Source organism: Hyphomonas sp. (genome assembly GCF_016125515.1).
Lineage (GTDB): Bacteria > Pseudomonadota > Alphaproteobacteria > Caulobacterales > Hyphomonadaceae > Hyphomonas.
The window spans coordinates 1-12,821 of sequence record NZ_WGLO01000010.1 but is presented as its reverse complement, the minus strand read 5'-3'; the positions used below and the strand labels follow the sequence as shown (position 1 = coordinate 12,821).

Here is a 12,821-nt window from a genome sequence, read left to right as displayed (position 1 = left end):
GCAGAGATATGACTCCGCGTCCAGCGGCTTGCAATCCATCTGATGCTGCGCCCGGAAGTCGCTGCGGGGCTAGGGCGCGGCAACCTCCGGAAGGCTGTAACCTGCCGGCGCGCCGGGCCCCAGATCCAGGCCAAGGGTAAACCAGCCGACCGTTAGGACGATGCCGGTCAACAGCAGCCAGAACGAATAAGGGAGCATCAGCGCAGTCAGGCTGCCGAGCCCGAAATCCTTCTTCCAGCGCTGGGCGAAGATCAGGATCAGTGGGAAATAGACCATCAAGGGCGTGATGATATTGGTCGCCCCGTCACCCACCCGGTAGGCGGCGGTTGCCCCTTCCGGACTGATGCCGACCAGCATCAGCATCGGCACGAGCACCGGGGCGAGCAGCGCCCACTTGGCGCTCGCCGAGCCGACGAACAGGTTGAGGAAGCCGGTGAAGATCACGATGAGCCCGAGCACCAGAGGCAGCGGCAGGCCGCTCGACTCGATTGCCCCTGCTCCGTGCACGGCGCCGATCAGGCCGAGATTGGACCAGCCGAACATCGCAACGAAATGCGCCGCCGCAAAGGCGAGCACGAGATAGTAGCCCATGTCCTTCATCGCCTCGGACATCATGCCAACGAGGTCGCGGTGGTTGTTGATCGTCCCGGCCGCGGCGCCATAGGCCCAGCCGGCAAACAGGAAGAGCAGGAAGAAACCGGCCACCAGCGACTGGTAGAGCGGCGCAAGGTTGGCATGGATGGAACAGTCGCCGGCCGCCATGGCGTCCGGCAAGCAAGCCTCCTCGTTGATCAGCGGCGTACCCGGTCCGAAAGTCATCAGCACCCAGAGCAGTACGACGCCGAGCGCGGCAAGTCCGGCCCGGCCGATTCCCTTGCGCTGGCCGGCATCGAGCGGCTTGTCCTCGTCACCGAAATCCCGGGCCTGTTCGGCCGACGGTGTCCATTTGCCGAGGCGCGGTTCGATGATCCGGTCCGTGACGAACCAGATGATCGGCAGATAGATGATCATCAGCGCCGTGATGAAGAACCAGTTGCCCGCGATATTGACATGCAGGCCTTCGACCAGGCCGGAATTGTCCACCGCTTGCTGGGTGATGCCGAAGAGCAAGGCGTCCAGCTGGCCCGGGGTGATGTTCGCCGAGAAGCCACCCGAGACGCCCGCAAAGGCCGCCGCAATTCCGGCAATGGGATGCCGGCCCGCGGCCGCATAGAGGATGCCCGCGAGCGGGATGAGCACAACATAGCCCGCGTCCGATGCGTGGTTCGACAGCATGGCGATCAGCGCGACCACCGGCGTCAGCAGCGCCTTCGGCGCGCCGCGCACGGCCGCGCGCATGCCGCTGGCGAAGAGGCCGGAGCGTTCCGCCACACCGGCGCCAAGCATGACGACAAGGACATAGCCGAGCGGGTGGAAATGGGTGAAGGTGGCCGGCATCTGCACCCACAGGCGCTGCAGATTGTCAGGTGAGAGCAGGCTGGCCGCCTCGATCACCACGGCCGTGCCATCGGCCTCGATCTGGGTCGGGTGGACCGCTGACACGCCCAGCAAGGCGCAGAGGACCGAAACGGCAACAAGGATCAGGATCAGATAGAAGAACAGGAAGACGGGATCCGGCAGTTTGTTGCCGGCGCGCTCGACGAATCCGAGAAATCCTTTCTGCGGTGCTGCGCTTGTTGCATCGGTCATGTGTCAACTCCCCTGTTTGGGGGCAGAGTTGGCTCAAGGACGGTCCGGAAGGCAAGCGTTTTCGGTTCCGGGCAGCAAGGGCGCCCAAGCGCCCGTCAGGTCTTGACGGTGCCCTTGATGGTGCGGCCGTTGCGCTCAATTTCGAGATCCCAGCTGCGGCCACCTTTCTTGAGGATGCCTTCCAGCTCCTTGACCGTCTTGGTCTGCTTGCCATTCACGGCGCGGATGATGTCACCCGGCTGGAAATAGTTTCGGGAAACAGTGCCGCGGGTAACCGAGTGAACATAGATTCCCGAGCCCTTGGAGAACGGGTCGAGGCCATTCTCTTCGGCGAGGCGCGGCGAGAGCTCGATCACGCGGGCGCCGTTGAAGATGGTCGAATCGGTGAGCAGCACGACATCCGCTTCGGTCGCGCCCGGAGGTGGCTGGACGCGGACATTGATGGTCTGCGTCTTGCCGCCGCGCAGGACAGTGAGCTTGGCGAGCTCACCCGGCTTGCGCACGGCGGCGAGGAATTTCAGGCCCTTCTCGTCAAACACTTCGCGGTCGTCGATGGCGGTCACAAGGTCACCGCGGCGCAAGCCGGCTTTGGCCGAGGGGCCATCGGGATAGACTTCGGTGACGATGACGCCGACCGGGCGCGTCAGGCCTTGCGTCTTGGCGATGTCGAAGCTGACCGCCTGGGCCGCGAGGCCGAGCCAGGGGCGCACGAAGGTGCCGCCATTGACTGCCGCATCGACGACGCGCTTGACCATTTCGGACGGGATGGCGAAGCCGATGCCGACCGAGCCGCCTGAGCGCGAGAAGATGGCGGTGTTGACGCCGACCAGTTCGCCCTTGGTGTTGATCAGGGCGCCGCCCGAGTTGCCGGGGTTCACGGCTGCGTCGGTCTGCAGGAAGAAGGAGTAGTCCGACACGCCTACATCGGTGCGGGCGGTGGCGGAGATGATGCCGTTGGTGACGGTCTGGCCGACGCCGAAGGGGTTGCCGATGGCGAGGACAAGGTCACCGACCTGAACGGTGCGGCTGTCGGCAAAGGGCAGGCTCGGCAGTTTCTCCGTGCCGACATCGATCTTCAGGACGGCGAGATCGGTGCGCGCATCGGCGAGCAGCAGCTCGGCCTCGTATTCGCGCCGGTCGCTTAGGACGACCCGGAACGAGTCTGCGCCCTGGATGACGTGGTTGTTGGTGATGATGACGCCGTCGGGTGCGACGATGACGCCCGAACCAAGCGAATTCTGCACCGTGCCCTGAGCCGGAACGCCGAACAACAGCTGTTCCATCGTGTTGACGCGGGCGGTGGCGACCTTGGCCGTGTAGACGTTGACGACCGCCGGCGAGGCCTGGCGCACGAGAGGCGCGAAGCTGAGCGAAATCTGCTCCTGCGACTGCGGCACCTGCTGGGCCTGCGCGAACATCGGCGCAAGGGCCACCGTGAGCGCCATCAGGACAGCCAGGCTCGCAAAGGCGAGGAGCTTGGAAACGTGTTTGGTCATGGTGCGGGGATCGGTCATGAACATGGCTCTATTGCGGCGCGAAATGCGGCGCAATTCGCACATGCATGACATTTCAGTTAGTCGCTTCCCGCGAGCGTTGCGGCCGCTTCCCGTTCGCCCAATGCGCGAAGGTTCTCGGCATGCGATTCGCGACTGATCCTGTAGAAACTGACGCAGATGAGCATCAGCGTCCACGCCGTGAGCAAGCAGACGGCATACCCCAGGCCGAGCGCACGAATCGACTCGGGCGTTGCCCCGGCCCCACCGCCGCCCTGGGCGAACCCGGCAACCGAAAGCACCGCAGACGCCGTCAGGACGCCGGCGCCCTGTGACAGCTTTCGGATGAAGCTTATTCCCGCGAAGAAGATACCCTCCGAACGGCGCCCGGTCTGCAATGGACTGTCTTCAACGATGTCGGCAACCATCGAGCCCATCAGCATCTGCGTGGCAATGATCAGCGCCAGGTCGAAAATCGTGATGGAGATGATGATGTTGAAGAGGTCCTCGCTGCCATTGGGTGGCAAGAAGCCCAGCAGACGCAGGATCACGGGCATGGGCGCAATTGAAAAAGCAAGAACGCCGATCACGATGGCGCCGCGCTTCTTGCCGAAGGTCTTGCCGATCAGCGGCGCAATGATCAGGGCGAGCACAGCGGATATGTAGACGGCGGCCGTGATCTTCGCGATCTGCTCGTTATCGAAGCCCCAGAAGATCGTGTTGATGTACTGGTTCAGGGTGGCGGAAATACCCGAAGCGATCAGGCCGAACAGCGTGGCAAGGAACAAGGCGCGGAATGATGGGTTGGAGACTGTCTCGAAGATTTCCTTGAAGATCAGCCCGAGGGTCAGTTGGCGCGCGGGCGGCGGCGCCTTCAGGTTCGGGATGTGGCGGTGGGTGCCTGCTGCGCAGACGAGTACGGCAAGAAAGATGCAGACCGCGGCCACGGAGCCGTAGGTGTTCCAGCCGCCGACATTGAACACACCGACCGGAATATCGGGCGTCGGCACGAGCAGGAACCAGAACAACAGGATCTGGATCGTGAGGCCGCCGAACCAGGCAAAAAAGTAACGCAGCGACATCAGCGACGTGCGCGCGTCATAATCCTGGGTCAGCTCTGCCGCGAGCGCTGTACTGGGCACCTCGTAGAATGTGAACGCGAGTCGCACGAAAATCGTGGTGGCGAGAAGCCAGAGGAACAGGTCGTTGCCCGATACGCCAGCCGGTGGATTCCAGGTGAGGAAGTAGGAAATGGCGACCGGGATCAACGCACCATACATCATCGGGTGCCGCCGACCGAACCGGGTGCGAAGGTTGTCCGACCAGTAGCCGACAACCGGATCCGAAACGGCGTCGATGATCAGCGCAAACAACAGCGCAAGCGCGACGAGGCCTGCATCTACCCCAAGGATGTTGGAGTAAAAGAACAACAGGACGTACTCGAACCCGTTGTCCTTGATCCCGGATGCGGCGCCGCCGATTCCGAACGAGATACGCGTCAACAGGTTCGGCTTGGCAGCGATGGCTGTCGTCATTTCGGGCGTTCCAGTGCGGGCTGTCGTCAGAAGCTCAGAGACCGAGAACCGCCTTGGCCATGATGTTGCGCTGGATTTCGTTTGACCCCGCATAGATCGAGGTCTTGCGGTAGTTGAAATAGCTCGGCGCAGCGGTCAGGGCATAGGTCGGCGTCGGCGAGTCCACATTGGCCCCTGCTCCCGCAAGCGACAGCGTGTCCTGCATGAACGGCTCGGCATAGAAGCCGGCCGCTTCCAGCGTCAGCTCGGTGATCGCCTGCTGGGCTTCCGAGCCGGCGCATTTCAGCATCGAGCTTTCCGGGCCGACATTCTGGCCGGCCGACAGCGAGGACAGGACCCGGCGTTCTGTGGCGTCGAGCGCCTCGATGCGCATCTCCATCATCGCGAGCTTGCGGGCAAAGTCAGGGTTCCTGATGACCGGCTCGCCGCCATCGATTTCCTTCGAGGCGATCTTGCGGGTCTTGCTGAGCATGTGGCGCAGGCCGGGCGCATAGGCATTGCCCCGCTCGAACTCGAGCAGGTATTTCGCATAGGTCCAGCCTTCGTTTTCCTTACCGATCAGGGCGTCCTTGATCTTCACACGGACGTTCTCGAAGAAAACCTGATTGATCTCGTGCTGGCCTTCCGCCGGGCCGTCAAGCGTGGGCAGCGGGCGGATGGTGATGCCGGGTAGCGTCATCGGAAAGACGATGAAGCTGATGCCTTCCTGCGGCTTGCCCGCTTTCGAGGTGCGCACGAGGCAGAAGATCATGTCGGCCCATTGGGCGAGCGTCGTCCAGATCTTGGACCCGTTGAGGACGTACTCGTCGCCGTCCCGCACGGCGCTCATCTGCAAGGACGCGAGGTCCGAGCCAGAGCCCGGCTCCGAATAGCCCTGACACCACCAGAGATCGGAGCTCAGGATCGGCGGCAGGTGTTTCTTCTTCTGCTCGTCATTGCCGAAGGCCATGATCACCGGGGCGACCATGGAGATGCCGAACGGCGCGACATTCGGCGTGCCGGCGCCCGACAGTTCCGAGTGCAGGATGTAGCGTTGGGTGGTGGTCAGGCCGGGGCCGCCATACTTTTCCGGCCAGTTCGGGGCAATCCAGCCCTTCGCGGCGAGCTTCTTCTGCCAGGTCACCTGGCTGGGCTTGTCGATATAGCCGTTCTTCGACAGCGCCATGCGCGCACGCAGGTCGGCGTCAAAATTGACGGCGATCCACTCGCGTACCTCTTGCTGGAACTTCAGGTCGGACGGGGAAAGCGAGAGGTCCATGGCTGAAGCTCCGGGTTATTCGACAATGTCGTAATAGGCGATCTCGGGCGCGCCGCCGAGGACAGCGCCGAGCTTCGGGCCGGCGGCCTTGAAGTATTCAGTCTGGCCGTGCGCCTTCAGCGCGTCGGCAGAAGCGTACTGCTCCATGAAGATGTAGTCGGTTTCCGAGCCCTTGGCCTTGTAGAGCTGATAGGTCAGGCAGCCCGGCTCGTTTGCCTTGACCTTTGCCATCAGGTCCTTGGCGACCTGTTCGAATTCGCCTTGCTTGCCGGCCTGGATCTTCAACTTTGCAACAACACCGATCATGTGCGTTCTCCCTTTAAGTTTGTTGGACACACAGTATGGAGTCCGTCGAAACGGGCAAGCCCGTCCGCAGGGGTAGGTGGCGGTGGTTGTTAAGGTTAATGCCGAATTCGCCTGTCAGGACAGGTCATCGGAGCGGAAATCTCCTTCTGGAACAAATATTGCTGAACCGTGCGGACTCCTGGAGACCGCAGATCGATGCTGGACATGACCGACACAGAAACGCCCATGCCCGCCGCCGCTTCGCCGAAAGTGGACCCGGCGACGATTCTCGCCGTGATCCCGACGCTCAATGAAGCGCGCCATATCGAGGCCTGTATCCGGTCGCTGATGGCCGGATCGCCCGACCTGCGCCGCGTGCCGCTGCTGGTGGCCGATGGCGGCAGCACCGACGACACGGTGGCTATCGTGCAGGGCCTGAGGGGGGAATTTCCCAATCTGGGCGTGCTCAACAACCCGAAACGCCTGCAATCGGCGGCGCTGAACCTGGCCGCAGCCACGTTCGCCTCGGACGCCGCGCGCATCCTGGTGCGCTGCGACGCGCACTCCATTTACCCTGACAATTTCATCCTCGATGTGGCCCAGTCGCTGACAGACACGGGCGCCGCCTCCCTGGTGATCCCCATGGACGCCGAGGGCGAGACCTGTTTCGAAAAGGGCAATGCCTGGGTGGTTGACACCCCGCTCGGCTCCGGCGGCGCAGCCCATCGCGGCGGCAAAGCCTCAGGCTGGGTTGATCATGGCCATCATGCCGGGTTCGATCTCGGCTGGTATCGCCGGATCGGCGGCTATGACGAGACGTTCTCGCACAATGAAGACGCCGAATATGACGTGCGCCTCGGCAAGGCCGGCGGGCGGGTCTATCTCGATGCCGGCATCCGCATCCGCTACATCCCGCGCGGCAGCGTCTCGCGGCTGGCGAAACAGTATTATGGTTACGGCAAAGGCCGCGCCCGAAATGTACGCAAGCATGGCTCCCGGCTGAAGATCCGCCAGACCGTGCCGATCATCGCCTTTCTCGGTTCGGCGCTCGGCCTGCTCGCCTCACTGATGTATGTGCCTGCGCTGCTGCTCCCGTTGGGATATGTGTCGATCCTGGCGGCCGCATCGGTGCTGGTGGCCTGGAAGCACAAGTCGGCGTGCGGCCTGTTTGCAGGCCTCGCGGCAGGAACCATGCATATGAGCTGGGCGGCGGGCTTCCTTCGGGAAGCCTTGTTGCCAAATACCAACCAGAATGCGCGCTAATTCTTGGTTTTGACGCAGAACCTTAGTAAACTAGTCTCCGGACAGGATGTTCAACATGGCCAACTCTAAGACTGGAGTTCAATCGGCCCTTCGCAGCAGGCTGAAATCCATCGGCCGGAGCGCGAGCGCGCTTCGTGCCCGCATTGAACAGGGATTCCGCCGTCAGCCCGCCAATGACGATTACCAGGAAACGGCCCGGGCGCCGCAAGGCCCGGTCGCCCGCAAGGCGATGGCGCCGGACGGTGTGTGCATCTACGCCATCGGCGACATCCACGGCCGCCGGGACCTGCTCGAGCGGCTGGTGCACCTGATCGAGGAAGACGCAGCGACGCTGCCGGATGGCGTTAAGCCGCAGATCGTGTTCCTGGGCGACTATATCGACCGCGGCCTGCAATCGCGCGACGTGATCAACTTCTTCACGAGCGGCGCAGCGGACAAGTTCGACCCGGTCTACCTGATGGGTAACCATGAAGAGGCGCTGCTGCGGTTCACCCGCGAAGCCTCGTTCGGAAGCCAGTGGGCCCGCTATGGCGGCGCCGAGACCCTTTATTCCTACGGCCTTCAGCCGCCGAACCAGCGCGCCAGCCTGAACTCCCACGAGGAGATGCAGGCGGCCCGCAATGCGTGGACGAAAGTGTGGAACGAGTTCCAGGTGAAGCTGCCGGCAGAGCACCTCGCCTTTTTCCAGTCGCTGAAGCCCTACCATGTGGCGGGCGACTACCTGTTCGTGCATGCCGGCCTGCGGCCGGGCGTGGCGCTGGAGGAACAGAGCACGCGCGACATGCTGTGGATCCGAGAGGAATTCCTCGATGATGCGGCGCCGTTTGCCCAGATGGTGGTGCATGGTCATACACCGATGGACGCCGTGCATTATGATGAACGCCGCATCGGTCTCGATACCGGCGCTTTCCTGACCGGGAAGCTGACGGCCGCAAAGCTTATCGGCACAGATGTTGCTTTCTTGAGCACCTGAATCAACCCAACGTCGCCCCATCCGGTGATGCCGCCAAAGACCCCTGGGAGAATACCGCAACCATGACCGCGCTTCGTCCTCTATTCATCTTCTTCCTGTCCGCCCTGACGCTCGCGCTGGCTGCGTGCGGCACCACCGGCGGCACGGCCGGCGCCCGCGACGGCGCGACCATCGACGCAGAAACCCAGGTCGCCACGGCCTATACGCTGGGCTCCGCTGACCGCCTTCGCGTGACCGTGTTCGGCCATCCCGACCTGTCGGGCGAATTCGAAGTCGACGGCACGGGCGCGATCTCGCTGCCGCTGATCGGCCAGATGAAGGCTGAGGGCCTCTCGACCGCCGCACTGGAGAACGCGATCTCGGCCAGCCTCGGCAATGGCTACATCCTCAACCCGCGCGTCAGCGTCGAAGTGATCAATTATCGCCCGTTCTACATTTTGGGCGAAGTCGGCAAGCCGGGCGAATACCCCTATACCAGCGGCCTGACCGTTCAGAACGCGGTGGCGGCGGCTGGCGGATTCACCTACCGCGCGAACAAGAAGGTGGTGCACATCAAGAGCATCGATTCCGACCGCGAGATTGCCTACGATCTGACGCCGAGCACGGTGGTCAAGCCGGGCGACACGATCCGGGTGGGCGAGCGGATCTTCTGATCCGGACTGGCCGGACCAAATTGATCGAGGCGCTGCGAGCCCCCGCGGCGCCTCATTCTTTTGCAGGGCCGATCCGGCGAATCGCCGGTTTAAGGCTGCGACATCCCGTCTCGGACCTCCAGGGTCCCGTATCTGCACAAGTGCGCGGCGCCGCGGGTATCGCAGTGCCGGAATATTTAACGAATACTTCTCGCCGCAGGTGAAACTTCTAATTTCCCCTTAATTCGCGACCGCAGCAGTGGTATACGAATTGCAAATGCCAAGATCAGGACAAGGGAAAAGCTTCATTTGATGCCGTGGGGGCACCTTCTGAAGCCAGTACCTGATATCGGCAATGTAGACTTTTTAGGGGAACTTCCATGGACTTCCGGTTCGGCGATCAGACCACTGGTCTGGCAAACGACACGTACACGGATCACGAGTATGAGGGCTCGCCGAACGGCGAAGACCTCAGCGTCAAACGCCTGTTCGACATCGTCGCGGCGTCCCTGGGGCTCCTTTTCCTCGCGCCGCTGCTGCTGGTGGTGGCGATCGCCATCCGTCTCCAGGACGGCCAGAAGGCTCTCTATTCCCAGCCGCGCTGGGGCCTGAACGGGGAAACGTTCCAGTGCCTCAAGCTGCGCTCGATGGTGCCGAATGCCGCTGAAAAGCTGCAGGCGGTGCTCGACAGCGACCCAGAAGCGCGCCGCGAATGGGACCTGACGCAGAAATTGACCAACGATCCGCGCATCACGCCGCTGGGCAAATTCATCCGCGCCACCTCGATCGACGAACTGCCGCAGCTGCTGAACATCATCCGCGGCGACATGTCGATCGTCGGTCCGCGCCCGATCCCGCTGTATGAGCGCCCGAAATATGGCGACGACTTCGTGCACTATTGCAGCGTCCGCCCCGGCCTCACCGGCCTGTGGCAGACGAGCGGCCGCAGCAACACGACCTATGCCGAGCGGGTCGAGCTGGACAAGAAATACGTCAAGACCCGCACATTCTGGGGTGATATCTGGATCATCCTGAAGACTGTGCCGGCCGTCCTGATGTCGACAGGCGCAAAGTAAAGACTGGGCGGGCACGCCCCGCCGGTCTAGCCTGTGCATTCCAGGACCGCGCTGCGGCCTGCGCTCCATCCAAGCCGAGACCGCCCGCATGACTTCGACCGGACAACACAAACCGTACGGCGTCTGGCGGATGATCGGCTTCGCGCTATTGACAGGTACTTTCCTGACAGCGCTCGCGGCGTTCATCTCTCCACCTTCGCATCCCCCACCCCCGCCGGAAACGCCGGTGCTCGCTGCGATGACAGCGCCCACCCTCGCCCGCGAACTTGTCCCCTCCTTCGTCAAGCATTTCGGCGGAAAACACGACAAGACCGAGTGGTACATTTCGGACTTCTACTATCCGAACTCGCCCCACCCGGCCTGGCGGCGCGGCATGGTGCACTTCCTGAAGGACCGGCTGGAACTGGAAGTGCGGCGCAAGAAGGTCGCCCACAAGAAGATCATCGGCGGAGAATACCAGCACATGGGCTTCCACCATTTCGGTCGCTATGAAGTCGTGATGCAGGCGGCGCCCGGCTCCGGCACGGTATCGGCGATGTTCACGCACACGCACGAGCAGTTCGGCGATCCGCATGACGAGATCGACATCGAGTTCCTGGGTAAGGACCTCACCCGGATGCACGCGAACTATTTCACGAACGGCAAGCCGTTCGGCTCGATTTACATTCCGCTCGGGTTCGACGCGAGCAAGGAGGTTCACCTCTACGCGTTCGAATGGGAAACGGACGCGATCCGCTGGTATGTCGACGACCGGCTGGCCTACACGGCCAAGCCCCAGGACTTCCCGATTCCCCAGACGCCGGGACGGTTGATGGTGCACCTCTGGAGCGGCACGCCGGACCAGTACGAATGGCACGGACGGCCAACCTTCAAGGACGGCGCACGTGCAACGTTCTATTGCCTGAGCTACCGGGCCGCCGGGGACCAGACGGAGCAATGCTCCGACACGTTCAAGCTGAGCGACTACAACAAGTAGACGGCGCTAGCGCCGCCCACCGGCATGGCCGCGCGGCTCGGCGGCGGTTTCGGACTTCATACTGAGGCCGATCCGTTTGCGGGCGGCGTCAACGTCCTTGACGCGCACGTTCACCACCTGCCCGGCCTTCACGACCGTATGCGGATCTTTCACGAACGTGTCCGAAAGCTCCGAAATGTGGACGAGACCGTCCTCGTGGACGCCGATATCGACGAAGGCTCCGAAGGCCGTGACGTTGGTGACCACGCCTTCAAGCACCATGCCGGGCTTCAGGTCTGACAGCGTTTCGACGCCGTCCTTGAAGGTCGCGGTCTTGAATTCCGGGCGCGGATCGCGGCCCGGCTTTTCGAGTTCCTTGAGGATGTCCTTGACGGTCGGCTCACCGAAGCGGGCGTCCGAGAAGTCGCGCGCTTTCAGTTTCGACAGGAAGGCCTTGTCGCCGATCAGGCTCTTGAGTTCGCGGCCGGTCTTTTCGGAGATGCGCTCGACGACTTCATAGGCTTCGGGGTGAACCGCCGAGGCATCGAGCGGGTTCTTTGCCTCACGGATGCGCAGGAAACCGGCAGACTGTTCGAATGCCTTCGGACCCATGCGCGGCACTTTCTTGAGCGCAGCGCGCGACTTGAACGCGCCGTTCTCATTGCGGAAGGCAACGATGTTCGATGCCAGCGTTTCGTTGAGACCGGAGACGCGCGACAAGAGCGGCGCCGAGGCGGTGTTCACATCGACACCGACGGCGTTGACGCAATCTTCCACCACGGCGTCGAGCGACTGCGAGAGCGCCGTCTGGTCGACATCGTGCTGGTACTGACCCACGCCGATGGCTTTCGGCTCGATCTTCACGAGCTCCGCCAGCGGATCCTGAAGCCGGCGGGCAATCGACACCGCGCCGCGCAGCGACACGTTGAGATCCGGGAATTCCTTCGCCGCGAGTTCCGACGCGGAATAGACCGAAGCGCCGGCCTCTGACACCATCACGCGCGTCAGGCCGAGGTCCGGCATCTTGTTGGTGAGTTCGGCGACGAGCTTGTCCGTTTCGCGGCTGGCCGTGCCGTTGCCGACGCTGACCAGCTGCGCCTTGTGCTTTTTCGCAAGGCGCGCCAGCGTGGTGAGCGCGCCGGCCCAGTCGCGCTTCGGCTCATGCGGATAGATGGTCGCGGTTTCGAGCAGCTTGCCTGTGGCATCGACCACGGCGACCTTGCAGCCTGTACGGATGCCGGGGTCGATGCCGATCACGGTTTTCGGACCGGCCGGCGCGGCCAGCAGCAGCGACTTCATGTTGGTGGAGAATACACGGATGGCTTCGCCGTCGGCGCGTTCCTTGACGCGGGCGAAGAGATCATTGGTGCAGGCCGGCGCGAGGCGTGTCTTCCAGGCGGCTTCGGCCGTTTCGGCGAGCCACTGGTCTGCCGCGCGGCCCTTGCGCGCAAGGCCCGCCTTCGACATCACGACCGATACGGCCGGATGCGGGCGATCCTTCGGGTGCGGAATATCGAGGTTGAGCTTGAGGATGCCTTCCTTCTCACCGCGCAGCAGCGCGAGGAGGCGGTGGGACGGTAGCTGCTCGATCGGTTGGTCGAAGTCGAAATAGTCGGAGAACTTGGCGCCCTCTTCCGCCTTGCCTTTGGCAACGGTGGATTT

General features: G+C 63.0%; 11 protein-coding genes. 5 read left to right on the top strand and 6 right to left on the bottom strand.

Translation table 11 applies throughout. The features are described 5' to 3' along the window. Positions 1 to 69: 69 nt before the first annotated feature. The 5 genes from GC148_RS09210 to GC148_RS09190 form a co-directional block, all read right to left on the bottom strand. On the bottom strand, positions 70 to 1,689 hold the full coding sequence (locus GC148_RS09210) for an AbgT family transporter (protein ID WP_291070384.1): 1,620 nt from the start codon (positions 1,687 to 1,689) through the stop codon (positions 70 to 72). A 95-nt stretch (positions 1,690 to 1,784) separates the two neighbouring features. Then, positions 1,785 to 3,203, bottom strand: a complete 1,419-nt coding sequence (locus tag GC148_RS09205; protein ID WP_291070383.1) for a Do family serine endopeptidase — start codon at positions 3,201 to 3,203, stop codon at positions 1,785 to 1,787. Positions 3,204 to 3,262: 59 nt separating this feature from the next. Next, entirely contained in the window at positions 3,263 to 4,717 is a 1,455-nt protein-coding gene (locus GC148_RS09200; RefSeq protein WP_291070382.1) for an MFS transporter, read from the bottom strand. A 34-nt stretch (positions 4,718 to 4,751) separates the two neighbouring features. Beyond that, a complete protein-coding gene (locus GC148_RS09195) occupies positions 4,752 to 5,975 on the bottom strand; it encodes an acyl-CoA dehydrogenase family protein (protein WP_291070381.1) in 1,224 nt (407 codons plus the stop codon). A gap of 15 nt (positions 5,976 to 5,990) precedes the next feature. Then, positions 5,991 to 6,281, bottom strand: coding sequence for a putative quinol monooxygenase (locus GC148_RS09190; protein ID WP_291070380.1), 291 nt, complete (start codon positions 6,279 to 6,281; stop codon positions 5,991 to 5,993). Positions 6,282 to 6,485: 204 nt separating this feature from the next. Between GC148_RS09190 and GC148_RS09185 the strand changes: the two genes are divergently transcribed. The 5 genes from GC148_RS09185 to GC148_RS09165 all read left to right on the top strand — a co-directional run bounded on the left by GC148_RS09185 (position 6,486) and on the right by GC148_RS09165 (position 11,180). Next, complete coding sequence (locus tag GC148_RS09185; RefSeq protein ID WP_291070379.1) at positions 6,486 to 7,523, top strand: glycosyltransferase family 2 protein; 1,038 nt, start codon at positions 6,486 to 6,488, stop codon at positions 7,521 to 7,523. Between the two features lie 55 nt (positions 7,524 to 7,578). Beyond that, positions 7,579 to 8,496: a metallophosphoesterase family protein gene (locus GC148_RS09180; RefSeq protein ID WP_291070378.1), complete on the top strand. Its 918-nt coding sequence runs from the start codon at positions 7,579 to 7,581 to the stop codon at positions 8,494 to 8,496. A gap of 62 nt (positions 8,497 to 8,558) precedes the next feature. After that, entirely contained in the window at positions 8,559 to 9,149 is a 591-nt protein-coding gene (locus GC148_RS09175) for a polysaccharide biosynthesis/export family protein (RefSeq protein WP_291070377.1), read from the top strand. A gap of 359 nt (positions 9,150 to 9,508) precedes the next feature. Continuing rightward, complete coding sequence (locus GC148_RS09170) at positions 9,509 to 10,204, top strand: sugar transferase (RefSeq protein WP_291070376.1); 696 nt, start codon at positions 9,509 to 9,511, stop codon at positions 10,202 to 10,204. Between the two features lie 88 nt (positions 10,205 to 10,292). Beyond that, complete coding sequence (locus GC148_RS09165; RefSeq protein WP_291070375.1) at positions 10,293 to 11,180, top strand: family 16 glycosylhydrolase; 888 nt, start codon at positions 10,293 to 10,295, stop codon at positions 11,178 to 11,180. 6 nt (positions 11,181 to 11,186) lie between these two features. On the opposite strand, the gene GC148_RS09160 is transcribed toward GC148_RS09165, so the two are convergent. Beyond that, positions 11,187 to 12,821, bottom strand: a 1,635-nt coding sequence (locus tag GC148_RS09160; RefSeq protein ID WP_291070374.1) for a Tex family protein, incomplete at its 5' end; no start/stop codon positions are given.